This is a genomic window from Nocardia sp. FBN12, from assembly GCF_054031145.1.
The window spans coordinates 6,928,676-6,955,318 of record NZ_CM132926.1; the positions used below are offsets into that span (position 1 = coordinate 6,928,676).

Annotated in this window: 8 protein-coding genes; all 8 read left to right on the top strand. The window is 69.6% G+C overall.

What is annotated here, in order from left to right; all coding sequences use genetic code 11:
- Window positions 1–209: 209 nt before the first annotated feature.
- The 8 genes from ACWZHB_RS32605 (at window position 210) to ACWZHB_RS32640 (ending at window position 26,561) form a co-directional block, all read left to right on the top strand.
- A complete protein-coding gene (locus ACWZHB_RS32605; RefSeq protein ID WP_457204120.1) occupies window positions 210–20,609 on the top strand; it encodes a WXG100-like domain-containing protein in 20,400 nt (6,799 codons plus the stop codon).
- Window positions 20,610–20,631: 22 nt separating this feature from the next.
- On the top strand, window positions 20,632–21,381 hold the full coding sequence (locus ACWZHB_RS32610) for a toxin-antitoxin system YwqK family antitoxin (RefSeq protein ID WP_427905537.1): 750 nt from the start codon (window positions 20,632–20,634) through the stop codon (window positions 21,379–21,381).
- A gap of 16 nt (window positions 21,382–21,397) precedes the next feature.
- A complete protein-coding gene (locus ACWZHB_RS32615) occupies window positions 21,398–22,594 on the top strand; it encodes a hypothetical protein (protein ID WP_427905538.1) in 1,197 nt (398 codons plus the stop codon).
- Window positions 22,595–22,692: 98 nt separating this feature from the next.
- On the top strand, window positions 22,693–23,169 hold the full coding sequence (locus ACWZHB_RS32620) for a YbaB/EbfC family nucleoid-associated protein (protein ID WP_427905539.1): 477 nt from the start codon (window positions 22,693–22,695) through the stop codon (window positions 23,167–23,169).
- Between the two features lie 166 nt (window positions 23,170–23,335).
- On the top strand, window positions 23,336–25,099 hold the full coding sequence (locus ACWZHB_RS32625) for a hypothetical protein (RefSeq protein WP_427905540.1): 1,764 nt from the start codon (window positions 23,336–23,338) through the stop codon (window positions 25,097–25,099).
- On the top strand, window positions 25,096–25,878 hold the full coding sequence (locus tag ACWZHB_RS32630; protein ID WP_427905541.1) for an ESX secretion-associated protein EspG: 783 nt from the start codon (window positions 25,096–25,098) through the stop codon (window positions 25,876–25,878). The genes ACWZHB_RS32625 and ACWZHB_RS32630 overlap by 4 nt, the downstream gene beginning before the upstream one ends.
- A gap of 29 nt (window positions 25,879–25,907) precedes the next feature.
- The gene (locus ACWZHB_RS32635) at window positions 25,908–26,240 is read left to right on the top strand and encodes a hypothetical protein (protein WP_427905542.1); all 333 of its coding nucleotides are present in this window, start codon (window positions 25,908–25,910) and stop codon (window positions 26,238–26,240) included.
- Window positions 26,241–26,264: 24 nt separating this feature from the next.
- Complete coding sequence (locus tag ACWZHB_RS32640) at window positions 26,265–26,561, top strand: YbaB/EbfC family nucleoid-associated protein (RefSeq protein ID WP_427905543.1); 297 nt, start codon at window positions 26,265–26,267, stop codon at window positions 26,559–26,561.
- The last annotated feature ends 82 nt before the right edge of the window (window positions 26,562–26,643 follow it).

Consider the following 26,643-nt stretch of genomic DNA (forward strand, 5'->3'; position numbering starts at 1 on the left):
CAAGTCGCCCGCGCGGGCAGGTCGATGCGGGCGGTGCGGGGTCCGTTTCAGCCGCCTGGCGTTCATTCTGTCGTCACCGCGACTTCGCCGGTGCCTGACACTGTTGTTGCGGCGGCGAACGAGTTGTGGTGTGCTCGACCGGGCATCACTATTGAGGGATGAGGGGCGATGGCGACGTTCACGGACTCGAGTTGGTGACGTAGCGCTCCATGATCGATCTCCCATCTGGGCTGCATTGGCTCTCGATTCTTGCCGGCATGGAGTGGCCAGAGGGCAATGAAGACGAGATGTGGGCCATGGCCGAGGACTGGCGCACGGCCGCAGACGGTCTTCGTGGTCTGGTCGACGATGTCGACGCCGCCAAAGCTGCTGCGTTCAAGGCGTATCCGCAGGGCGAGGGTGTCGAGGACATGCTCAAAGCCTTCGAGGGGATGGCCCGCGGCGACCAGTCGGTGACCAAGCTGGCCGAACTGTTCGACGTCCTCGGCGATTCGGTCTATCAGACCGGCACCGAGATCGAATACACCAAGATCATGTTCCTTTCCTCGCTGGGCTTGCTGGCGCTGGAAATCGCTGCGGCGTGGGTGTTTCCGCCGACGGCACCCGCTGTGCAGGCGGCCGCGGTCGGCGTGACCCGCGTCATCGCACGGGGAATCTTCGGCCGCGTGCTGGCGGCGATCCTGCGACACGGCGCGAAAGCGACGATCACCAGGGTCCTGAAGTTCATCGGCCAGCACGTGGCGATCGATACGGCGCTCGGCACGCTGCAGGAACTCGGTGTCCAGCAGTGGCAGGTGGATCAGGGCCACCGCAAGGAGGTCGACTGGAACCAGGTCAAGGCGGCCGCGGTCTCGTCCGCCGCCGGTGGTCTCGCGGCCGGCCCGTTCGGCAACTTCCTCGGCAAGAAACTCGGCGACGGGATGGCGCCGTGGCTCAAGGGCGCGATCACCGGCACCGGTGCCGGTCTGGTCGGCGCGGGCGGCGGCATGCTCGGTCAGTTCGGCTACGAGGGGTTCACCCAGGGGTGGGACAAGGCCTGGGACAACCTGCAGACCGCGGCGTCCGACCCGCTCATGTGGAGTGCGGGTGCCAGCAACGGCGGTCTCTCCGGCCTGAACAAGGCCGGGGCGAACTCGGCGTGGTCGGCGATGAAGCCCGGCCTTTTCGACCGGCCAAGCTTCAGCTCGCAGATTCGCGAAGCCATGGGGCCCGGCTACGACCTCGGAACATTCGGGCTCAGCGACACCGCGGGCGGGGACGGGTCGTCCAACCGTCCCGGTGGCGAGGGCGAGAACCGGGCCGGTGCCGACGACGAGGCGACCGGGGCAGGCGGTGACGACGGCGTGCGCGCGGGTGCGGGCGACGACACCATGGGCGACGAGGGGTCGGGTGAGTCGCGGGCCGGTGCCGGGGACGACAGCCAGTCGATGCGCCCCGCGGGCAGCACGCAGTCGCCCGAGGGCGACGCGCAGGGACCGACGAATTCCGAAGAGGGACGGGCGAATCAGCAGTCCGGCGACGACCAGCAGACCGCGGGCGACGGCGGCGCGGGTGCCGGGCGTCAAGAGTCCAAGCCCGAGGTCCATGGCGGCGAATCGCAGGTAGGTGACGGCGGTCGTCAGGACGGCGGCGGCCGCGCCGAAGGGGAAAGCCCTGCGGCGCAATCGGATTCCGGTCAGGACAAGTCGCGGGCGGGTGAGGCCGAGCAAGCCGACGGCGCGAGCGTCGGCGAGGGCACGCGCACTGACGCGCAGTCGAGTGGTCAGCCGGTCACGCAGGTCAACGACACACAGACGACGAACCGGGACACGACAACACATGCCGGGGCGCCGGTCGGTGCGGGCATGGCGGCTGCCGGGCCGGTGGCGACGGCGGGGCCATCGCCTGCCGCCACCGGTCAGGCGCCGGTCACCAATCAAGCCGCGACGCCGGCCACCGGCCAGCCGGCCGCGAGTCCCACTCAATCACCCACTGCGCCAACACAATCGACGTCGACACAGCAGTCGACGCCTGGCCAGCAGTCGACGCCTGCTCAGGGATCGCAGCCCGCGGCCCGCCCCGGCGCGCCGGAAGTCCGCGCCGGGTTGACCGATGGTGCGCAGCCCGGGTCCGACATCCGTTCCGGCGCACCGGAAGTCAGAACCGACAGCCCGACTGTCGATGAGTCGGGGGTGGCCGACTCGCAGGGCACCGCCGAAGATCCCGGTGCGCCGACCAACCGTCCCGATGAAGGCCGCGCCGGTGTGGGCGAACAGCGCGGAGCGGGCCTCGCCGATACCCCTTTGCAGGGATTGCGGGCCGCACCGGGCGAGGCGCCGCCGATGCAATCCGGCGAGTCCGAGGTCACCGCCGAACCGGTGCGCTCGCGGGATTCCGAAGTCAGGTCCGAAGCTGATCCGCTGGCCGATATCGCGCCGGTGGTGCCGATCGTCGGGGCCGATCCGGGCGCGAACCCCGCCCGGTCGGGCCCGGAAACGAGTCGTCCCGGCCGCGCGGGCGCCGACGACACCGCATCGCCGCGGGATCGCACCGACGCCGGGGATGATCGCAGGCAGCCGCAGGCCGACGAGGACAGCGGCCCGGTCTACGACACCCGTCTGCCCAACGGTCAAGGTGTCGTGCACCATCCGACCGGCACGGCCATCGGTGAGGACGCCCGTACCCACCGGGTGAGCGAGAACGTCCGTAACGACGGCTCCCACGACGTGGTCGTGCACGGGCGGCGTGACGGCTCGGTGACCCCGAGCAACGGGGACCCGGTCCACCCGCGCGATATCGTCGACGCGATCCGCAGCAACCCGAATTATGTTCCAGGAACGCCTATCCGGTTGCTCGCCTGCCACGCGGGCAACAGCAATGGCTGGGCGCAGTACGTCGCCGACCAGCTCGGTGTCGATGTCACCGCGCCCACCGACCGGGTCGGTGTGCGGCGCGAGCCTGGTTCGGACCCGGTGATCGATCGTGGCGGCGACTGGCGCACGTTCAGCCCGGAGTCCGCGACAACGCCCAGCGATACACCTTCGCCGAGAACGGATTCCGATCCGTCCGATACTCGTGACCCGCTCGACGGCGACGGTCCACCGCTGGATCGCGACCTCGTCGACTTCATGAGCGACCAGGATCCGCCGCCGACCCGCCCGGCCGCGATGTCGTTCCTCGATCCGGTAGTCGGCACCGACGGCACCCCTTTCAACCGGGCGCCCGAGGTGGACGCGCATCTGCTCGGCGTGCTGGATACGAACGACCCACTGGTGCGGACCGCAGGCGATCCGCCCCGGATCACCCATGTCGACGGTGAACCGATCGACGATTTCTCCCGCCGGCTCAGTGCCGAGCGTGGCGACGCGTTCGTCGTCGCAGCCACACCCGACGCAGCCCTGGTCGCCGAAAACGAGCAGCACAAGGCCAAGCAGACGGCGCTGGAAGTCCAGAAGGCGACGACGGGCCGGGCGGTTCGCGACGCCATCATCGCGCTGAAGGATGCCGAGAACGCACGCAAGCTCGGCGCCGAGGACGGCGAGGAGCAGATCCGCCGCGCGCAGGCCGACGTCGCGACGGCCAAGGCGGAAGCCGCAGCGGCCAAGGCCGCCCTCGACAACTTCATCGCCGCCGACAAAGCCGAAGCCGCGGTGGGCAATTCGCCCGCGAAGCGCCTGGCGAAGGCCGAAGCCGAGCGGTTGCCGGTGGCCCAGCGGGGCCACGTCACCTCCATCACCATCGACCGGCTGACCGGTCGCGTGTACGAGGCCGCGAACGGCCCCTCCGACTACCGCATCCACCCTTCCGAGCTGCACTCGACGTTGCGCGACGGCAACGTCGCTCGCTATCAGGACCCCTTGGACGTCTACCACAACGGTCGCGACCCAGCCCAATTCCCGCACCACGACAACCCGCTCGGCCACGCCGAGGTGCGCGGCACCAACGCCGCCCTGCACGACCGGGAACTGCTCAACCAGAAACGTGGCCCCGAGGACCAGCTGCCGACCGACTTCGACGGTCTGTCCTCCATCCTCAACTCGCCGTATGTACCGGGCCATGGCGAACTGCCCTGCTGCGCCAACTGCACCCGCGTGGTCCAGGGCACCGAGAGCACCGCGGGCCACATCATCGACGAGGGCGCGCCCCGGGTCGATCCGCTGCGCCATGCCGATCTCGAGCAGGCGGCACGCGACGGCAATCCCACCGAACCCCGGTTGGTCTCACCCGAATACCCGGAGACCGACTTCATGGGCGACGACGACGATGTCGCCGGTCCGGATCGTGGATCAGCGGATTCGGTCCCACCGGGGATGATTCGTGGGGACGATGGGTTGTTGCGTCGGCCCGACGATCGGCTGGACAGCTATCGGGATCCGGACGGGACTTGGCACCACGTCGATGATCCCGCGAACTCGGTTCGTGACAAGGGTTTCCGGCTCCAACGGCCCGAAGGTGGGTTTCTGCGCGGCGACCCCCTCGTCGACAGTGCGTACCTCTACGAGGTGCAGAAGGGCGATTCCGACTCGCACACCATGCGGGATTCGGATCGTGCCGACGCATTGAGTGATGCGTCAGAGCGCCGGATGGAACTCCAAACCGAGCGCAATGGGGTACGAGACGACCTCGATCGCCTCATGGGTGAATTCGACGTCAAGAAACGACACGATCTGGCGCCGGAGAAGGTCGCCGCGAAGATCGAGGATCTCACCGCGGACGTCATGGCCGACGAATCGCTGACGCCGGAGGAAATGGTCAGCAAGCTGGAGGCCCTGGCGGATCTGGAGTCCGCCGCCGAGCGGTACTTCACCCTCGGCACGGAGATGGTCGGCGTCTCGAAACTGCTGGGTGAGACAGCGGGACTCGATGTCGCGCTGAGTCGACCCGGTGCGGTGCTGCTCACGCCGTTCGTCGGTGCGTTCGACGGTGCCGGTGTCGTCGATATCGCGTCCTATGTGCCGCCCGCAGGTGCCGGTTCGCCGCCGACCCTGCTCGTGGTCGAGGCCAAGGGTGTCGGCGCGGGACTCGGCGGTTCGAAGATCGCTCGAGCGGAACAGGGGTCGCCCGAGTACCTCCGGCGCACGCTGGACATGGATCGGAATCTGCGCCGCATTCTCAACGAGATGCCCGAACAGATGCGAGCGCGCGGCATCGACCCCGACAGCCCCGAAGGGCGCGCACTGCGGGAAGCCGTGGACGCGCTGCGCGCTGCCCGCGACGACGGCACGCTGCGGGTCGAGTACAAGCTGGTCCACGCGTCCGAAAAGGGCAAGGTGACGGTCACCGAACTGTTGCTCGAGCGGGACGGCACGAATGTTCTCGCGGATGTGCCGCTGCCCTTCGTCGCGGATGCGGCAGCGGCGCTGAACAATTCACCGGCAATCGACGGCGATTCGGATATTCGGAACGGTGACGACCGGATCGACTATATGGATGACGACGATGTCGTGCCGCCGGACGCGTCTGATACCCCGGAATCGCGGACCGACGACACGGCCGACCTCGGGTCGGCGATGGCGAAGATCGCACCGGTGCCCGAGACCGCCGATTCGCCGGGTTCCAGTGATGTGCCCGATGCGAAGGCACACCTGCTGGGCGAATTGGACGGTGACATCGTCAGAGACGCTGACGGTGAAATCGTGTCGATCGACAACGAGTACATCGACGACTACGCGCGCAGGCTCGCCACCGACCGCGCGGCCGACTACGCGGCGGCGGCCGACGCCGCCAAGAGTCAGCGGGCGGCGGATATCGCGGCTGCCGAGGGCAAGCGCAGCGAAGTCGAGGGGCGGCTCGAGACGGCGAAGACAGCGAAAGCGGACGCGATCGCCGCGCTGAAACAAGCGGCGCCGGAGGACAAGCGTGCCGCGGTCCAGGCGCTGAAGCGCACTGAGGCGGCGTTCAACGGCCTGCGCGAAGAACTCGACCGCGCCCAGCGTGCGTGTGTCAGGGCCGCAGGCACCCAGAATCCCATCGGTCCGGTCATGGCTGTGACGATCGATCGCCTCACCGGACGGGTCTACGAAGCGGCCAACGGTCCAAGCGGCAGCCGAATCGAGGTCGGTGAGCTCCATCCGCGCCTTGCCGAAAACGTCAGGGCCACCGGGCAGGATCTCGCGGAGCTCGCGCGCGGCCAGAAGGACGATCAGGCCTTCCCGCACGGTGACGATCCGCTACGCCACGCCGAGGTCCGGACTACCAACGAGGCGCTGCACGATCGCGACCGGCTGGGTGTGCCGGCGGATCGAAATGCTATGCGCTCACTGGTGCACGCTCCGGTGAGTGTCGGTAACCGCGAACACCCCGGAATGCTCTGCTGTGCGAACTGCACCAGAATGATCTCCGGGACCGAGAGTGCTGAGGGGCACTACCGCAATCATGATGGCTTCGAACCGAAGGATCCGGCAGCCCCCGAGCGGCGTGCCGACCTGGCCGGCCAGCTGAATCCCGATGGCACCCAACGCAAACCGGGATTGGTCTCGTGGGACGGTGCGCCGCGTGTCGACGACGATGCCGACTTCATGGGTGACGAGGACGGCGAAAACCATCATCGCAAACCGGACTTCGCCGATCCGGAGCCGGAAACCCCGCAGCGCGAAGTGCGGATCGAGCTCGGGGACAACGGGGATGTGGTCGCGCTGCACATCCAGCTGGCCGACGGGCAATGGGTGGTCGCGCGCAACGACGGCGACGAGGCCACCCAGCCTGTGCCCGCGCGTAACGACGCGGGTATTCGCGAGATCGACAACCGCAACGCCCTGCGCAAGCTGGTCGATGATCTCAACGCCGGCTATCAGGGCCTGAATCTCAAGTACCCGTCCGGTTCCGGCCTCGATCATCTCGGGCAGACCGCGATCCGCGATGGTGTGACCGGTGGCGCTCAGCTGATCTCCGGTCCGGCACCGACACCGGCACAGCCCGCACCGCCGCCGGTGGACGGCCCGGTGATGGGCGAGCCGCCGCCGGGGGCAGGCGATCCCGCGCTGAATGTGGCGCGGATCGGCCGCGAGGGTCTCACCTGGTATCACAACCGTGAGCACATTCCGATCATCGGCGGATTGCTGGGGCGCGAGGCGGATTCGGCGGGCAATTACCACCCGGTGTACTTCCCCGACGGCACCGAATACCGGCCGTGGATCTCTGATGCCGATCCGAACGCGGTGCGCGACACCGTGATCAGCGAGCTACGGGCCAACCGGATGGACGCCGACGAGGTCCGCGACATCCTGAAGGAGCTGTTCGGCAACGCGCGCGATCCGCAGCTGCGCCAGGACCTGATCGACGATCTGGAATACAACGGGCTCATCGATACCGACGAGGCGCGGGCGATGGAGGACGCACCCGTCCCGCCCGTGGATCCGAAGCCGGAGCAGCAGGGGCCGCCGCCCGAGGGCGAGACGCTGACCGAGATGGCGGACCGGCTCGGTATCCACCTGCGTGGTGACGGGGCGGCGGAGATCCGCCGGGCGATCGACCTGCAGAGCCACCGGCTGCTGCGCGAGATCGGCGCGATCGAGGGCCTGGCCGACGCGGCGCGACGAGCCGACGAGGAACAGACCCGCCCGTACCGGCGCGCGGATCATCCCGCCGACCCGGCGCAGGCACCCGACGGGCGCGCGCTGTCGGAACCGGACCAGCGGCGCGCGATCGACTCGGACGAACCGCGCGACGACTACGACGACTTCGACGACGAGCCGGGTGCCTCCGAGCCGCGCCAGAGCCACTGGGGCGACACCAGTGCCCCACGCCCGGTGCCGTTCTCGCGGGAGGTCAGCTTCCTCGACAACGATCCGCTGGGTAGGTTCCTGCGCGACTTGATCGTCGCCTTCGAGGGCGTCACCTCGCTGCGCGACTACGACCGGGTCGGCAACGGCGCGGACCGGTTGCCCGAATGGGCGAGTTTCTCCGACGATCGGGAACCGGGCCGCGACGAGGCGCGGGCGCGGGAGTTCTTCGAACACGCGCTGCGCCGCGACCAGCTGCGTGACGAATTGTCCGGCTGGGCAGCGATGTTCGGCCGCGACCTGAGCGATCTGTCGGGCGACCGGATGGATCCGACGCTGAGCGAACTGCGGGACGCGGCGCGGCAGCGGGCGCAGAACCTGGCCGATTTCATCGCCGCCGCGCAGCCGATCCTGCAGGGCGACGGCGCCGAACCGGTCGGCAAGTCCTACGGCGATCAGGTCGCGCGGGTGCCGGACGCGGACGGTGGGCCGGACCGGCTGCTGGTCGTCGACGGTCCGCTCGACCGCGAGGAGGCGCTGGCCCGCGCGTTGCGGGACAACCCGGAGCTGGCGATCGACATCGACAACGGGGTGCTGCGGCCGGACTTCCGGACCGTGCACGCCGACGGTGCGGGCAGGCAGTTCCTGGACCCGGTGGCGACGCCGGAGGTACAGCACATTCGGCGCACCGTGGACGGCGCCGAACTGCAGGTGACGATGATGCGCGGCGAGGACGGCCAGTGGCGACCGGTCCAGCCGACGCCGGAACCGCCGCCCACCCCGCGCGACCGCGCCGACATGGTGCGCGAAATCGTCGATCTGGCAAGGCAACTGAACCTCGGGCCTGCCGCGCTACACCCGGACAACATCGACGCCACCATCCGCGAGCTGCACCTGGACAACGCGGTGCGCGCCGGGCAGGCCGAGGCACTGTCGGACTACGCCCGCACGATGGCCGACATCGAGACCTTCCACCTGATCGGTGACGCGCGCGATCAACTGGGCACCCGGCTCGGTATCCCGGCGGGCGAGCTCACGCCCCAGCGGATCGCCGAGGCGCTGACCGATCCGAAGCAGCGGCGCGGCAAACGCCAGCAGCAGTTCGAGGACCTGCTCGACGGGCAGCAGCGCGACCCGAGCAATACCGCCGGCTACTCCCAGCAGCTGCGCAATGTCGACGAGGCCGCGGTCAAGGCGGCGCAGGAAGCGCTGATCCAGGCGCTGAGCCCAGGGAATCCGGAGGCGTTGCGGCCGAAGGTGAGCAAGACCGACCCGCTCACCGGCCGGTCGAAGGTCGGGCCCGCCGACACCGGCATCGACCCGGCCAAGCTGCGCAAGCTCGTCACCCGGATGCATCGGCTCGGCGCGGGCGACCACGCCCGGACGGCGCTGGCTACCTACGCCGACGCGCTGCTGCGGATCGACCCGTACACCGACCACCCCGCAGGCACCAGAGCGCCCGATCCGCGCACCACCGGCGACCCCCACATCTATGACCGCGACGCGCTCCACGCCCTGCGCGATGTGGTCGGCGCCGCCGAGCCCGGTGCGAACCCGGTCGATTTCGCCGCGCAGGTCGCCGACAACGTCGCCCGCTCGTATGGCGCGGACGAGCCGGTCGGCCCGAACGATCCACGGCCACAGCCGAATCGGGACTGGGCGCGCTTGGTTGGCGTGGATGTGTCCACCGCCGACGACGCGAAGTTCGTCGAGATCTACGAGGCCTACCGCGACGGCAAGATCGAGAAGCACGAGGGCCTGAGCCCGGAGAAGCTGGCCGCCGAGATCGCGGCCATCCGCGCGGAGATCCGCCTCAGGACCGAGCGGCTCGAGCAGTTGAAGGCGCTCACCGACGAGTTCTACCGGCCGGTGGCGGACCTGCCCGCCGGCGACGGCGCCGCGGCCAGGGAGCATCCCGGCCCGCAGCCCGACGAGCTGCCGGCGGGGCGGCGGGGGCTGCCCGGCGCGCCCGAAGGTGGTGGGCCGAACGGCACTCCGCGCACGCAACCGCCTGGACCACAACCGGATTCGGGTCGACCCGACGCGCAGGTGCCGCCGGAACGTGGCACCGACCTCGACGATCGGGCCGAGGCGAAGCTCGATCAGACCATGCGCAAGCTGGACGAGGTCGCCGACGAACTCGCCGAACCGATTGCCGCGCTGGACGATCTGGTCGGACCGGGCGAGCCGGTCGATCCGCTGGCGATGATCGACAACGCCGTCGAACGCCAGCAGAAGCTGCACGATCAGGCCGACGAGCGCCGCGCCGATCAGGCCGATGCCGCGCTGGACGACACGCTGCGTGAACTCGACGGCCTCGAAGCGGACGTGGCCGCGCTGGAGTCGTACCTGCGCGCCCAGCGGGATTTCGAGGCCGCGCAGGCCGAGATCGCCGCCAGATTCGAGGAGCTGGCGGCTCGAGACGCGGAGGCCGCCGCGCAGCGTGGCAACGACCCCGACGCGGATTTCGCCGTGCGCGCGGCGGACCTGGCCGCGCTCGAGTCGTTCCTCGCCGCGCAGCAGAAGTTCGACGCGCTGCGCGCCGAGGTGGCCGAGGCCGCGCAGGTGCGGGCCGAGGATCTCGACGCCGAAGCACTCGCCGACAACCAGGCACTGGAGTCGTACCTTCGCGCGCAGCAGGAATTCGACGCCGCCCGTGCGGAAATGGCAGCCAGGTTCGCCGCAGCGGTCGAACGGCAGGGCAGCGGCGACGGGTCGACCACCGACGGCGTCGCCGGGGCACGCGAGAAGGATTCCCCCGGCGAGGACGGTTCTCGCGAGCAGGATCCGTCCGGCAACGACGGATCGCGGGACAACGGCGACGACCCGGGCGAACCACCCGCGGCGAGCACTGCTCCCGGCGGCCCGCCGTCCAAGCCACCGTCACGGCCGCCGACGGCGCCGAGCCCGGAACCCGAAGAGCCGTCGCAGAATTCGTCGCCACTGGACTTCGGCATGCCCGCGGCGGCGGCCGAACTGGCCGTACCCGGCGACGCCGCGCAGACTCGACCGGTCGCCGACGGTGTCGATGCCGACGGCGCACCACAACGCGCGTACCAGCGCAGGGACTTCCTCAACGACGTCCACCAGTTCTTGCAGGAACTGAGCGATCTGCCGCCCTCGACAACCGCCGACACGCCACCGCTCACGCCGCAGCAGGCCGAGCAGGTCCGCATGCTCGCCGAAGCTCTCGGTCTCGGCGACGCGCTCACCGGGCAGCGTGATCCGCTCGGGGCGCTCGCCGAGATCGCCGATATGGCGCGGGCGCGCGGATTCCTCGACAGCGCACTGGATCCCGACGCCGAACTCGGCAAACCGATGCGGTATCCGGACGACTACGAACCGCTCGACGTCGACGAGTTGCAGGACAGCCTCGACCACTGGCGGGTCGAGGGCGATCCGCAGGTGCGAGCCGAGATGGCCGAGGGCCTGCGGCTGGCCGGACTCGAGGACGGCGCGCGCCCCTCGCTCGGCACAGAACCGGAGCCGAACCCGCAGGCCACACCGTTGCAGCCGTCATCGATACTGCCGCCGGAAGACGGTGCGCGGCAGCCCGGCAGTCCGCGGATCGAGCCCGCGCAGCAGGCGATGGATCGCCTGGCCGCCAGGTTCGGGGTGGATCTCACCGATTCGGGTTCCCTCGATGCCGCGCGGTACCGGCAGTTGCTGCGGGCGGGTGCGGTCGAGGCGTTCGCCGCCGCGGTCCGGCATGCCGAGGCCGCTACCGATCCGCAGCAGCGCGCGCTGCGCGAGGCCGTCGCTCGGCGCTGGGCCGCCCGGCTCGGACTACCGGCCGACCCCGGTCTCGTGCGCGCCGCCGACGACATCAACCGGTTGCGGGCGGGGGTGACGCGCGACGCCGGTGATATGGCGCATCTGTATCAGATGGTGCGCAACACCCTCGACGACCGCGTGCTGTCGATGGACGTCGAGGGCGAGAAGATGCTGGTGCGGCTGGTTGCCGACGGGCCGGAGGCCTGGCACCTCGAACCCCTCGCGCGAGTCGAACCGAAGCCGTTCGGGCCCACCGTGGACAAGGCGGTCGAGGTGGCGCCGAAGAAGAACTGGCTGCGCAAGCTGTGGGACCGGTTCGTCAATCGTGGCCACTACGGTGAGAACCCGAAGTATCCGTCGGGATCGAGTATCGATGGTGCTGGTCAGTCGATGCTCGGCCACGGTGCCGGGCTGCCGCTGACCGCGGTGAAGGATTCGACGCCCAACGCGCCCGGCGGCGAGTACGACCAGTTGCAGATCAAGTTCAACCCCGCACGCATCCTCAAAGAGGGTGTGCTCATGTGGCAGAACCGCGAACTGGTGCCGATTCTCAAGCACCTGTCCTCGCGCATCGCCGACCAGGCGGGCGAGTTCCTGCCGCTGCGCAATCTCGACGGCACCGAGTACAAGCCATGGATCTCCGACGCCGATCCGGAGCTGCGCCGTCAGATCGAACAGGATCTGCGGGATGCGGGGCTGGAGCATCTGCTCGAACCCGAGAGCTTGACCCCCGCGGAACTGGCCGCGCGGGAGTCGAAGCAGCTGCCGGAATCCGCTGATCCGGTGCAGGTTTCGAGCAAGGGTGCGGAAGTCCCCCCGGTCGCCGAGCCGCTGCCGCCGTGGTTGCGGGAGGTGGTCGACGCGGTCAACGGACGGCTCTCCGACGCCACCGTGCTCGAGGCGCTGGCCCACGAACTCGGGGTGCGGCTCACCGATTACAGCGAGGAAGGATTGCGCAAGGCGATCGCGGAGGCCGAGTACCGGCTGTTGCGTCGCGACGGGGTGATCCAGGCGCTGGAAGCGGCCGCGCGGTTCTTCAACGCCGAACACGCGCAGATCCCGTTCCGGCCGGCCAACTTCCACAGCAACGACCCGCTGGGCGCCTACCTCAAGGAAGTCGTCGCGGCCAAGGGCGACCAGTTCAGCTTCCAGATGCTGAACTGGCGTGGGGTGAACAACGGCGGCGAGCTGCCCAACCTCTGGACCGACCTCGCCGACGACGGCAACGACCCGACCGTTCTCGCCGAGGACGCGCGCAAGATCTTCGACGACGCCCTTCGCCGCGCGGGGCTGCGTGACGAGCGGTCCACGTGGGCGCATCTCGCGGGTGCCGACCTCGAGGCGTTGGTCAACAATCTCGATGCCGAGATCGCGAAGGTCCGGGATCAGCTCGACAGAAACATCGGGGTGCTCGATGAATTCACCCGGCGGATGGCTGATTTCAATAACAGCGATACCGGCGATCGGCTCGTGGTCGACACCGAGAACGGCGAGATCGCGATCGTCGACACGGGCGCCGGGCACGAGGCCGCCCTGGCCCGCGCACTCGCCGAAGCCGACGCGGACTTCATCGACCGCCTCAACCGTGGCGAGGTCGACCTCGAGATCCGGGTGGTCGGAATCGACGAGAACGGCCGCGTGCATCTGCTCGAGGTCGACGCGCCCGAGGTGCGGCACCTGCGCACCGAGGTCGGTGGGCACCCGGTGGACGCGACGATGGTGCGCGACCGTGGCGAGCCTTGGCGAATGGTCGAGCTGCCGCCCAAGCCTGTCGAGCCCGGCGCCGAGGTGGCCGCCGTGCCGGATGACACGAATCAGCCTGTCCCGGAGCCACGTTCGCTGGCCGAAGTGCGTGCCGACATCGCCGAGGTGGCGCGGCGGCTCGGTATCGACGATCCGTCGAACCTGTCCGCGCAGCGGCTCGACTCGCTGCTGGCCGAGCAGGAACGCGCCAATCAGGTGCGGGCCAGGCAGGTCGAGGGCCTGGTCGACTACGCGCGCAGCGCCGACGCGATCGACAACTTCAACGCGCTGCACAATGTGCGCAGTGCGCTGGCGTTGCGGTTCGGCGTCACCCCGGAGGCGCTCACGCCGGAGGTGATCGCCCGCGGGCTCGCCGATCCCGCGACGCGGGTGGAGCTGCATCGTCAGCGGTCGAAGAATCTCACCGAGTACGCGGAGCTGCTGCGCGCGCTCGACCCGACCGCCGTCCATGCCGCGCTCGACGCGCTCGCCCCGCATCTCGGGCTGTCGCGCGGGGAGCTGTCGCTCGACGCGGACGCGCTGGCCGAGGCGGTCTCGAACCGGGCCGCGCGTGTCGAACTGGACGACCTCACCGGGCCGCTCGCCGACTATGCGCGCGCGCTCGCCGAGATCGATCCCTATGCCGAAAATCTGGTCTACAACCCGGAAGCAGATCCGCGCGCCATCGGCGACGACCCGCCGGTGCACGATCGCGACGCCCTCGACTTCCTGCGTGAAGTGGGCGCCGACGATCTCAGCGACCGGTCGCCGCTGCCTGCCGCGCCCGAGGACGCGGTCCCGGGCCCGAGCCGCGATCACGCCCGCCTGCTCGGCGTCGACCTGACCGACGCCGACGACGCGCGGGTCGCCCAGGTCTACCAGTGGTTCCGCGACGGTCGCATCGACAAGCACGAGCGCCTCACCCTCGAACAACTCGCGCAGGTGCACGAGGAGATCCGCAACGAGATCCGGCAGCGGGGCGCCGATATCGCCAGGCTGCGCGAGTTGCTCAACGAGCCGTTCGTCACCGATCCGGAGATCGGTGGTGCGGACACGCCAGCGCTCGATGGGCCGCCCGCGCCGGCCTCGGACGGGTCGTCGCCACCTGGCACTCCCGGTCTGCCGACCAGTGGTCCGGGCGCGCCTGTGCCGCCGGGGTTGCCCGCTGCTCCGGAAGCCAACGGCGACAATGGAACTCCGCCCGCCGACGCGAACCGCATGCTGAACGCCGATCCCGGTACGCCCAGCGCGGATGCGGGGGTGCCGCGCCCGCCTGGCGCCCTCGATCCCACGGCGAACGGTGCTGACCAGGCGAGCTCACCGTCGACCGGCGCCGAGGGATCGCGCGATGGCGCCGACGGATCGCGTGGTGACGACGAATCCGGCGATCCGCCCGCTCCCACGCCCGCGCCCGGTGGCCCGCCCTCGAAGCCGCCGGCGCATCCGCCGACCGCGCTGAGTCCGGAACCCGAAGAGCCGTCGAAGAGTTCGTCGCCGCGCGGCAGTGAACTGCCGAAGCCGCCCGCCGAGCTCGCGGTGCCCGGTGACGCCGACCTGGTGCAGCCGGACAGTGACACGCCCGCCGACCCGCCGACCCGCGCCCAGCAGCGCGGCGATCTCCTCGACGACGTGCGCCAGTTCCTTCGGGATCTCAGTGATCTGCCGCCCTCGGCCCATGCCGACGCGCCGCCGCTGACCCCGGAGCAGGCCGAGCAGGTGCGCAGGCTCGCTGACGCGCTCGGTCTGGGTGAAGCCCTCACCGGCCAGCGTGATCCGCTCGGCGCGCTGGCCGAGATCGCCGACATGGCGCGGGCCCGCGGATTCCTCGACAGCGCACTGGATCCCGACGCTGAGCTCGGTGCGCCGATGCGGTATCCCGACGACTACAGCCCGCTCGATCTCGACCAGCTGCAGGACGGGCTCGAGCACTGGCGGGTCGAAGGTGACCCCGAGGTGCGCGCGGAGATCGCCGACGACCTACGCCGGGCCGGGCTCGAACACGGTTCGCGCCCTGGTCTCGGCGCCGAGCCGGAACCGCACCCGCAGGCAGAGCCGCTGCGTCCGTCCGCGGTGTTGCCGCCGGACGACGGTGCGCAGCCGGGTAGGCCACGGATGGAACCCGCGCAGCAGGCCCTCGACCGGCTCGCCGCCAGGTTCGGCGTCGACCTGACCGATCCGGGTTCGTTCGACGCGGCGCGTTACCGGCAGTTGTTGCGGGCGGGTGCGGTCGAGGCGTTCGCCGCGGCGGTGCGCCATGCCGAGGCGGCCACCGATCCGCAGCAGCGGGCGGTGCGCGAGGCCGTCGTGCGGCGGTGGGCGGGCCGGCTCGGTCTGCCTGCCGATCCGGGACTGGTCCGCGCGGCCGACGACATCACCCGCTTGCGTGGCTCGGTGTCCCGCGATGCCGCCGACCTCGCGCACCTGGACCGGCTGGCACGCACCGAGCTCGACGACCGGATGCTCTCCGTCGACGTCGAGGGGGACCGGACACTGGTGCGACGGGTCGAGGACGGGCCCGACCGCTGGCATCTGGAACCCGTGGCACACCCCGAGCCGACGCCGCGGGCGCCGGCCGCCGAGAAGGTGGTCGAGACACCGAAGAAGAACTGGCTGCGCAGGCTCTGGGATCGGGTCTTCGACCGGCCGTACCTGGGCGAGAATCCGAAGTACCCGTCGGGCTCCACCCAGGACAGCGCGGGTCTGTCGATGGTCGGCCACCATGCTGGCCTTCCGCTGACCGCGGTGAAGGATTCGACGCCCAACGCGCCCGGCGGCGAGTACGACCAGTTGCAGGTCAAGTTCAACCCGGTGCGCATTCTCAAAGAGCTCATCGACATGTGGCAAAAGCGCGAGCTGGTGCCCATTCTCAAGCACCTGTCCTCGCGGATCGCCGATCAGGCGGGCGAGTTCCTGCCGCTGCGCAATCTCGATGGGTCCGAGTACAAGCCGTGGATCTCCGATGCCGATCCGGAGCTGCGCCGCCAGGTCGAACAGGACCTGCGCGACGCCGGACTGGAGCATCTGCTCGAACCGGAAAGCCTGACGCCCGAGGAACTGGCGGCAAGACAGGCCACCGAGCTGCCGGAAACCGGTGAGCGGCAACCTCTTCACGCCGAACCCGAGCGGACTCCCGAACCGGCCGAACCGGTGCCGCCGTGGCTGCGGGACGTGGTCGACGCGGTCAATCAGCGGATCGCCGACGCCACCGTGCTCGACGCGCTCGCCGGCGAACTCGGTATGCGGATCACCGATTTCAGCGAAGAGGGTCTGCGCAAGGCGCTCGCCGAGGCGAAGTACCGGCTGCTGCGCCGCGACGGTGTCATCCAGGCGCTGGAGGCCGCGGCGCGGTCCTTCAACGCCGAGCACGCCGACATCGCGTTCCGGCCCGCCAACTTCTTCAGCAAGGACCCGCTGGGCGCCTACCTCAAGGAAGTCGTCGCGGCCAGGGGCGAGAAGTTCAGCTTCGACATGCTGAACTGGCGCGGGGTGAACAACGGCGGCGAATGGGTCGACCTCTGGCCCGATCTGAGCGACGACGGTGGCTCGCAGACCATCCACGCCGAGGACGCGCGCAAGATCTTCGACGACGCCCTTCGCCGCGCGGGGCTGCGTGACGAGCGGTCCACCTGGGCCACTCTCGCCGCCGCCGATCTCGCGGCGCTGGTCAGCAATCTCGACGCCGAGATCGCGAAGCTGCGGGATCAGCTCGACACCAACGTCGGCGTGCTCGACGAATTCGCCCGGCGGATAGCCGATTTCACCGACAGCGACACCGGCGACCGGCTCGTTCTCGATCCCGAGCACGGCACGATCGCGATCGTCGACACCGGGGCGGGACACGAAGCCGCGCTGGCGCGGGCACTCGCCGACGCCGATGCCGACTTCATCGACCGGCTCAATCGGGGTGAGGTCGACATCCAGGTCAGGATCGTCGGGGTCGATGACCAAGGGCGCGTGCGGGTCAGCGAAGTCGACGCGCCACAAGTGCGTCAGCTGCGTGGCGAGCTGGACGGTCGCACCGTCGACGCGACGATGGTGCGCGACGGCACCGGGCCGTGGCGGATGGTCGAGACGCCGCCCCGGCACGCCGCCTCGGAGAACCTGCCCGCCGTCGCCGATGACGTGAATCAGGCTGTCCCGGAGCCCCGTTCGCTGGTGGAGGTGCGCGCCGAGGTCGCCGAGGTGGCGCGGCGGCTCGGGATCGATGACCCGTCGAACCTGTCGCCCGAGCAGCTCAACGAACTGCTCGCCGAACTGGATCGGGCCAATCAGGTGCGGGCCAGGCAACTGGAGGGTCTGGTCGACCACGCGCTCAGCGTGGACGCGATCGACAACTTCAACGCGCTGCACGTCGCACGGAGCGCGCTGGCGCTGCGGTTCGACGTCGACGCGGGCGACCTCAGCCCCGAGTTGGTCGCCGACCACCTCGCCGATCCCGCGACCCCCGGGGCGCTGCACCGTCAGCGGGCCGAGGACCTCACCGAGTACGCGAAACTGCTGCACGCGCTCGACCCGGCCGCCGTCGATGCCGCGCGCGACGCGCTCGCACCGCATCTCGGCTTGTCACGCGGTGGGCTGCCGCTGGATGCCGCCGCCGCTCTGGCCGAGGCCCTGTCGAACCAGGCCGCGCGCGGCGATCGTGCCGACCTCGCCGGCCCGCTCGCCGATTATGTGCGGGCACTGGCGAAGATCGACCCCTACGCCGAGGGACTGGTCTACAAGCCGGACACCGACCCGCGGGCGATCGGCGACGACCCGCCGGTCCATCCGCGCGACGCCCTCGACTTCCTGCGCGAAGTGGGCGCCGACGATCTGAGCGACCGGTCGCCGCGACCGCCCGCACCCGAGGACGCCGTCCCCGGCCCGAGCCGCGATCACGCCCGCCTGCTCGGCGCCGACCTCACCGACGCCGACGACGAGAAGGTCGCGAAGGTCTACGACTGGTTCCGCGACGGCCGCATCGACAAGCACGAACGCCTCACCCTGGACAAACTCGCCGCGGTGCACGAGCAGATCCGCGCGGAGATCCGCAGGCAGGCCGCCGACATCGCCCGTTTGCGGGCGCTGTTCAACGAGCCGTTCGTCACCGAGCCCGCGACCGATGACGCGGAAGCGCCCGCACTGGGCGACGGGCCGTCCGAGGGCGTGCCTGCGTCGGACCCGAACGGCTCGCCGAGCCCGAGTGTGCCCGGAGCGCCGGTGCGGCCCGGGTTGCCCGCCGGCCCGGCGACCAACGGCGACAACGGAACCCCATCGGCCGATCGTTCCGGAGACCTGCCCCCGGCCGAGAACGCAGAACCCGCCGGCTCGAGCCGGCCCCGCCCACCTGCCAATGGTCATGACCCTTCGGCGTCGGTCGAGAGTCCTTCCATTCCACCGGTTCTGGACCCAGTGACCGACCCGGGCGATCCCGGCATTCCGAAGGATCGGCAGCCTGGCCAGGGGGCCCATCGTCCGACGGCTGAGCCAGATGCCGATGGTTCGTCAGAGGCTGGCGATGGCTCGCAGCGGCGCGGTGCTGATCCTGTTGCCGAGAACGGAGCAGACGCGAGTCGGCCGTACCCACGTGATCCGTCCGTCCCACCAGTTCTCGACCCGGTGACCGACCCGGGTGATCCCGGCATTCCGAAGGATCGGCAGCTGGGCCAGGGGGCTCACCGGCCTGAGGCTGAGCGCGATGCCGATGGCACTGGTTCGCCCGAGCCCGTGGGGTCGGATCCTGGTGACGGGTCGGGACGGCGTCCTTCTGTGGACCCGGATTCGGTTGTCGGTGAGGGTGATTCGCGCAGGCCTCATGGATCCGGTACCGATGAGGTGAAGCCCGGTGTGCCCGCTGACCCGGATTCGGGTGTCGATGCGAGCAGGTCCGAGGACTCGGATGCGGATCCGGACAAGGGATTCGATCCGGGCGAGCAGGGGCCGCCGCCGCGGTTGTCGGACGGGGATCGGCCGGGCGCACGTCGGGAGTTGCCGGGGTCGGCCTATCGGTCGCATATTCCGCATCCGCCGCACGAGTACGAGGTGGAGCTCGAGGTGCCGGTGTTCGACGCTGTCGAATGGCCGGTTCCGCCACTGGAATTGACGCCGGAACCCCAAGAACCGCCGGAACCGCCGCGACCGCCACTTCCACCGCTCCCGCCGTGCCCTCCGGACCAGCAGGATCCGCCGTGCCCGCCGGAGGTGCCCGAACCTCCGCGCCCGCCGGTGCCGACAGAACCGCCGCTGCCGCCGCTGCCGACAGAACCGCCGCTGCCGCCTGTCCCGCCGCAGCCTCCGCTGCCGCCGGTTCCTCCGCAGCTGCCGGTTCCTCCGCAGCCGCCGGTTCCTCCGGTGCCGACGGAACCGCCTTGGCCGCCGCAGCTACCGGTCCCGCCTGTACCTCCGGGCCACCCGGAACCGCCGCCTACCGAGCCGTCGCCGACGGATCCGCCGCCGAATGAGCCGACGGTGCCGTCTTGGCCGATTCAGCCGACTCCACCTGGTGGAGTCGGCATGCCACCACTGCCGCCGTGGGTGACCCAGCCGCCGAATTCGGGCCTGCCCTACCCGCCGGATGGCAGTCAGCCGTATCCGCCGGGCAATGGTCAGCCGTACCCGCCGGGGAACGGTCAGCCGTACCCGCCGGGGAACGGTCAGCCGTACCCGCCGGGGAACGGTCAGCCGTACCCGCCGGGCAATGGTCAGCCCTATCCGCCGGGGAACGGTCAGCCGTACGCGCCGGGGAACGGTCAGCCGTACGCGCCGGGGAACGGTCAGCCGTACGCGCCGGGCAGCGGTCAGCCGTACGCGCCGGGCAGCGGTCAGCCGTACGCGCCGGGGAACGGTCAGTCGTACGCGCCGGGGAACGGAAACGTGGACCATGGACAACCCGGTTCGCAACAGCCGGGTACCGGTAGTCCGCAGGGTGGTGCGCCGATGTACCCGCCGCCGGTGATGCCTCCTGCCGGTGGGCAGGGTGATTCCCGCAGGCCTTACCGGCCGGAGTATCAGTCGCCGACCGAGCGAATTGTGCTGCTCGTCCGGCCGTATGGCAGTGGCGTGCTGGCCGAGTTCGATCCGCGGTCCGGTTCGTTGCGGCCCGCGCCGCCGGGACAACTCGGGGCCGACGGCTTGTACGCCGACCTCGGTGGGGTGACGGTGATCTTCTACCGCCTCGCCGATCGGCTGATGGTGCAGGTCGGCACCCAACCGATCGACCTCACCGATGCCGCGCACATCGGCTGGGAACGGTCGCGGCAGCGGATGACGCGGTTCACGGTGGCGGTGGACGGCAGGCCGATGGGTGAGCTGATCTACCGTTCGCTACCGCCGGAACTGGACCTCGGCCTGCTGATCCGTAACGTGGTTGCCGATCCGGCAGGCCGGATGACAATCTTCAGCGACCGAGTCTGATGCGATCGGAGAGGTTTCGCAGGTGAGTGACGATCCGATCGAACTGAGCGATCCGGATGTGGCGATCGACCCGGCGACCGGCAGGTTGTCGTACCGGGGTGAGGCATACAGCGGCGCGGTGATCCAGACCCGCGCCGACGGCTCGTGGCGCGAGTACTGGAGCTACGACGACGGCGACCGCGACGGCGACTGGTCGGGCTGGTACCCCGACGGCACCATGCGCTACAACGGCGAGTTCTACCGCAACCGGCCGGTCGGCACCTGGCAGGACTGGTACCCCGACGGCTCCCGCCGCCTCGAGGACGTCTACGACATCGAGGGCGTCCTGCTCACCCACTCGGTCTGGGACCAGGCGGGTGAGATGCTCGAATTCGAGGACGAGCGCACCCGCAAAGGCCTCTCGGCCGACGCGGTGCCTGCCGACGATCCCGCATTGCGCTGGGACGAGGGCGAAGGCCGCATGTACTACGGCGCCGAGCCGTTCACCGGCCAGGAGTTCCGTCGCCCGGCGCCGAGCAGCCCGATCACCGAACTCGCCGGCTACACCGACGGCTACCCCGACGGACCGGCGCGCGGCTGGTTCCTCGACGGAACCCCGCGCTACACCCGCGAATACGCCGATCGGCACGCGGTTGGCCGCTGGTGTGCGTGGTTCCCCACCGGAATTCGCAAGGAAGAAACCGTTTTCGCCCCCGACGGCGCGCTGCTCACCCGGACCGAATGGGACGAGACCGGCGCCGTGACCGCGCGGTACGGCGAGAACCAGGACTAGGTATAAGGAGTGCGCAGTGGCTGACGAGCTGGCCGGGGATCCCGATCTCGGATTCACCCTCACCACGGTGGTGGCCGACGACGGAATCACCGACCGGGCCGCCGCGCTGAGCCATCGCATCGCGAAAACGCTGGCGGCACTTGGTCCGCCGGGCTGGACCAAGGTCGAGGCCTCCTTCGCGATGACGGCGGCGGCCGAGGTGTCGATGGTCGTGTTCCACGACGAGCAGGAGCGGTTCGCCCGGGTCTTCCCGAGCCCGGAACTGCTGGATCTGCTGCGTGAGCACCGGCACCTCTCCGCCTCGATGGGCGACGGGCCGTGGTGGCGCTACCTGCTCACCCTGAGCAACGCGGGCCGGATGAACGTCGAATTCGACTACGGCGACGACCCGTTCCCGGACGACCAGCTCTTCCCGCCGACGGTGTACCGCACCGACATCGAGATCTATCCGCGCGATCGGCTGCCGATCTGGCTGGCCGCCTACATCGGTCACGGCAATCGGCAGATCCGCGGTCCGCTGGCCGCGGCCGAGCAGGCGCGCGCCGATACCGCGGCGGGCCGCAACGCCATCGGTTCGGCGCCGGACGTGGAATTCCCGCCGCTCGATCTGCTGGCCCGTCGGTGGGCGCTGATCGCCGCCGCGTTCGTCGCGGTCGGGTCCAAGTGGGGCCCGCGCGTGACACCGGCCTTCCACGTTTTCGAGGGCTCGAAACACAGCGGTTCCACCCTGTGCCTGCTCCCGGGTGATCGTGCGGTGCTCTCCGGCGGGGTCTGGGACGCACCCGAACTCGACGCCGTCTACAACAAGGAACTCCCGATGCCGGAGTTCTACCTCGGTGCCCCCGACTGGGTCGCCGAGCCGGTGCTCAACCGCCGGGCCGAGAACGGTCTGCTCACCTTCTGCTACTGGTGGGAGGGCGGTCGCTGGTACCGCGGCGCCTCGGCCGGTGCCGACGCGCTGACTCCCGCCGTCCCCGGCATGTGGGACACCAGAACCGTGATCGATGTGCTGACCGGCTTGCTCGGCGCGAAAGCGGGTCAGGCGCAGAAGGATGCCGTCCCCGGCCTGGTCGAAGCAGCCGAGCGCGCGGCCGTGGCGAGGGAGGCCTTCACCCGCGTCTTTCCCTCGGACGTCTACAACGTCGATTCCGCCTGGTTCCAGCTGAATCTCGCCGGTTTGCTCGGCACCCACACCGTGGGCCTGGCGACCTGACGAGCGGTGCCGTGGGAGTTGCGAGGGTGTGCCGGTTGTGGTGTGCTCGCTAACCGACGGGCTGGGTGCGACAGCTCGCGGGTCGGAGGGAATCGGGAATGGCCAACGAGCACGCCAAGGCACAGATGGCGGACATCCTCGAGACTGTCCAGACCCAGATGCGGGCGATCGCGCAGGTGCAGCAGGATCGCGCCAAGATCATCGCCAGCGCCACGGTGCGCAAACGGGTGACGGTGACGGTCAACGCCGACTACAAGGTCATCGAGACGAAGTTCACCCCCGACATCGACGACCTCACCTACACCGAGATCGCCAAGGCCGTCACCGAGGCCGCGCAGCAGGCCTCGATCGAGGTGGCCGCCAAGACGCAGGCGCTGATGGCGCCGATCCAGAACGAACGCGCCCGCCTGCCGAAGATCACCGAATTGGTCGACGACATGGACGGTTTCGCCATTCCGCAGCCGGTGGAAGCGTCGCTGGAACCACCTAATTCGCCTGAGCGGGAACGACTCTCGACCGACGAAGAGGATGGATCCCGTGACCCGTCGCGGCCCGCGACCGACGCGGGCTGGTGATCGGAGATCGTCGAGCCTTCGCTACCAGCGAGATCATTGCTGTACATGCGGAATTCATGCGTCAGGCCGTAGAATCGTTAGCAAGCCGTGCGAATCGGCGGTGTCGTGGTAGCGGTGCCAGGCGGGGCGTGGGGCGACACCGGTACGGACAGGGAGGGTCGACTTCATGACGGGACCATCGGCGCAAGATCAGTGGGCGGGGCTGCGTTCGGCAGCCTCGGACGGATCACTGATGCTCGAGCCGTCGGCGCTGCCGAACCTGGTCGAAGCCGCCAATAACGCGCGCTACTGGGTCAACTCGGTCAAGACCAATGTGGAGAATGTCGCGAACCTGCCCGAGTTCTCCTCGCTGGAGTCCGGCAAGCAGCTGTCGAAGCAGTTCGAAGACAAGGCCGGTCAGCTGAAGACCGTCATCGGCAAGCACGAGACGGTGCTCGACAATATCGCCAACACCTTTCTCGACGCGGCCCGGCATTACAAGGGCGCCGAGGACGGCAACAAGGTGGATCTGGACGCGCTGCGCACCAAGATCGAGCAGGGCCGCAGCGCCGGCATGAGCAAGACGCCGTTGCCGCCCACCGTCATCCAATATCCGGCCGTGGCGACCGCGGTCAACCTGCCGAAATCGCTGGCCGACGGCAAGACCTTCGATGCGGCCGGAATGAAGGCGGAGAACCCCGGCGGCTACGACTACAAAGACCTCCAGGCGATCATGACGTCGTTGTCGACGGTTCCCAGCAGCCTGGCCCACACCGCGTTGTATTGGGGCGACCTGGCGGGCTGGCTGAAAACTGGTTTCGACGACCTGAACGCCAAAGTCGAAGCGAGCAAGAAGAGCTGGACCAGCCCGGGTGGCGCGACGCGCGCGATGTCGGCGATGTCGGCCTATCACGAGGGCAATGGCCTGCTGGTCGACCAGACCAAACAGGTGGCCACCGCGCTCGAGTACGCCGTCGGCTGGATCAACGCCACTTCCACCGGGCTGGGTACCGCGCTCATGTTGCCCCGGTGCTACTCCGATCCCAACGGCACACAGGCACAGGCCGACAAGGAGGCCTGTGCCAAGAACGGCCGCCAAGTCATGTGGAACACCTACGTTCCCGGACTCAACAGCACCACGAGCCACATGCCCACGCTTCCCGAGCCGACCTCGCCGACCTCCGGCAACGGAACCGGCGACGGGAACGGCAACGGAAATGGGAACGGCAACGGAAACGGAAACGGCTCCGGGAACGGCAGCGGGAGCGGCTCCGGTTCGGGAAGTGGCTCGGGTTCGGGCCAGACCTCCGCGGCGTTCAACAAGGCGATGGCGGAACTCCAGGGGCAGAAGTCCGGCAGCCAGTTGGGCAACGGCAGCACCGACAGCACGGGCAACGGCTCGTTGGGTTCGACCGGTTCGACCGGTTCGACGGGGTCGTCCTCGACCGATCAGCTGACCTCGGCCCTGCAATCCGGTCTCGAACAGGCCAGTTCCGCCGCGCAGTCGGCCGTGGAGCAGGCGACCTCGGCCGCGGAACAGAGTGCCCTGGCGGGTATTCCGAGTTCGGCGGCGCTCGGTTCGCTGCAGGACCAGGCCAAGAAGGCACTCAGCGCGGCGAGCAAGGGTGGCGGTGGTGGCGGTGGCTCGGGTGCGGGCGGCGGTGGCGCCGGTGCGGGCGCCGCGCCGCTCTCGCCGAGCCTGGACAGCGCGTCCAAGCTGTTCCCGCGGGCCTCGGCCGCCACGGGTCTGGAGGGCTTCCGCGCTGGCGTCGCGTCGTCGGCGGCGGGCACGCCGATGGGCGGTATGCCGATGTCGCCGATGGGTGGCGCCGGCGGCGGTCAGGGCCAGCAGAAAGAACACAAGCGGGCCGACTACCTCGACTCGACGACGCACTTGGACGAAGCCCTCGGTGACGCGCCGATCGTCGCGAGGCCGGTGGTGGAACAGTGACGCCCACCTGGGAATTCACCGGCGACGAGTTCGACGCGCTGTGGGCAGGCATCGACGAGGAGTACATGCCGGACCCGTTCATCCACAGCAGTGAGCCGAGCACCGCCGATGCGGCCGAGTTCGCGCTGAAACAGAACTGGATGACGATCAAGCAGCGCTGGGGCCACGAGCTCGACGAGATCATCGAGGTGCTCACCCATCCCGATATCCGGGTGATCGTGCGTGGGTACGGCGGCGGCGAGCGACTCACCGATCCCGCGTTCTCGGTGCGGATGCTCGCGGCGCGCAAGGGGGACGTGGGCTTTCTGGTGCGCCAGCTGCCCGGCCGGACCCTTTATCACGCAGCGGGATTCGTCATCACCCGCCACGATGCGCTGAGCCTCGGTGACGTCGTCGCGGACCAGCTGCCGCAGGCCGACGCGGGCCGCGGCCAGGAGATCCGCCTCGACGAGCCGGCCGACGATCAGTTCGATCACTCGTACGGGCGCTCGCTGGTTCAGCACTACGACGACGACGCCGCGGTGCGGACGATGACCTTTCAGCAGGCGCCACTCGATCGGGACGGCTTCATCGACATCGAGCAGGGTTGGTCGCGCTTCGGTCCGCGCGGCATCGTGCGGTTGCGGCTCGGCTGGCGCGACCTGACCGACGACGGCCGCTATGTGCTGGTGCCCGGCACGCCGCGGGTGGCCGTCGGCGCCGATCGCAGGCGGGTGGTGTCGCTGATCAACACCCAGATCGCCGAAGTTGTCAGAGCCATCAGGGACGATCGGGCGTAATGATGTCGGGCCAGACGGAAGGGGCAGTGGTGGACGAGTTTCCGACCGAGTTCAGCGCGTCGTCGGTGACGGGCGCGATCGTGGTGCGTACCACCGAGCAGGGACTGCCGGTGGGGATCACGGTCGATCGCGAACAGCTGCGCCGCGACCCGGCTGAGCTGGCCGCCGAGATCCTGCGGTTGTGCCAGAAGTCGGCCAAGCGGGCGGGTCTGGCGCGGCGTAATCAGCTGGCGGAGGCCGGGTTCGACCCGGCGCTGCTCGCGGCGACGGGACTGCCGACCGAGGCCGAGGTCGCGGCGTCGGAGATCGTCGAGGAGCAGGAATACGACACCGAGCCGGACAGCTGGCTGCGGTCGGTCTAGCGAGCGGACAGGGAGGGCGAGGCGATGGTCGAGACCATGGACGAGCTGATCGCGAAGGTGCAGGGCCAGCTCTACCGGCTGCAGGACCTGACCGAGGCGACCAATGACATCCGGGCGCAGGAGACTTCGCCCGACGGCGCGGTGACGGTGACCGTCGACGGTGCGGGTGCCCTGGTCGGGCTGGCGTTCACCGGGGCGATCGCGAAGCTGTCGCCGGAGGATTTCGAGCGGGTGCTGACACAGACCGCGCAGACTGCCGCGCACCGTGCCTTCGGCGAACGAGCCGAGCTGGTGACGGCCTATAACCGAACCGGTACGTGAGGTTCAACTGATCTTCACCGCCGATTAGGGTGGCGCCGGTTTCCGACGGGTAGATAAAGTAACGAAACACCATGGGCTGTTT

Bases quoted from the DNA above. Each gene is read 5' to 3' on its own strand.
- ACWZHB_RS32605 (WP_457204120.1), top strand. From the start codon at position 210: ATGATCGATCTCCCATCTGGGCTGCATTGGCTCTCGATTCTTGCCGGC.
- ACWZHB_RS32625 (WP_427905540.1), top strand. From the start codon at position 23,336: ATGACGGGACCATCGGCGCAAGATCAGTGGGCGGGGCTGCGTTCGGCA.
- ACWZHB_RS32620 (WP_427905539.1), top strand. From the start codon at position 22,693: ATGGCCAACGAGCACGCCAAGGCACAGATGGCGGACATCCTCGAGACT.
- ACWZHB_RS32640 (WP_427905543.1), top strand. From the start codon at position 26,265: ATGGTCGAGACCATGGACGAGCTGATCGCGAAGGTGCAGGGCCAGCTC.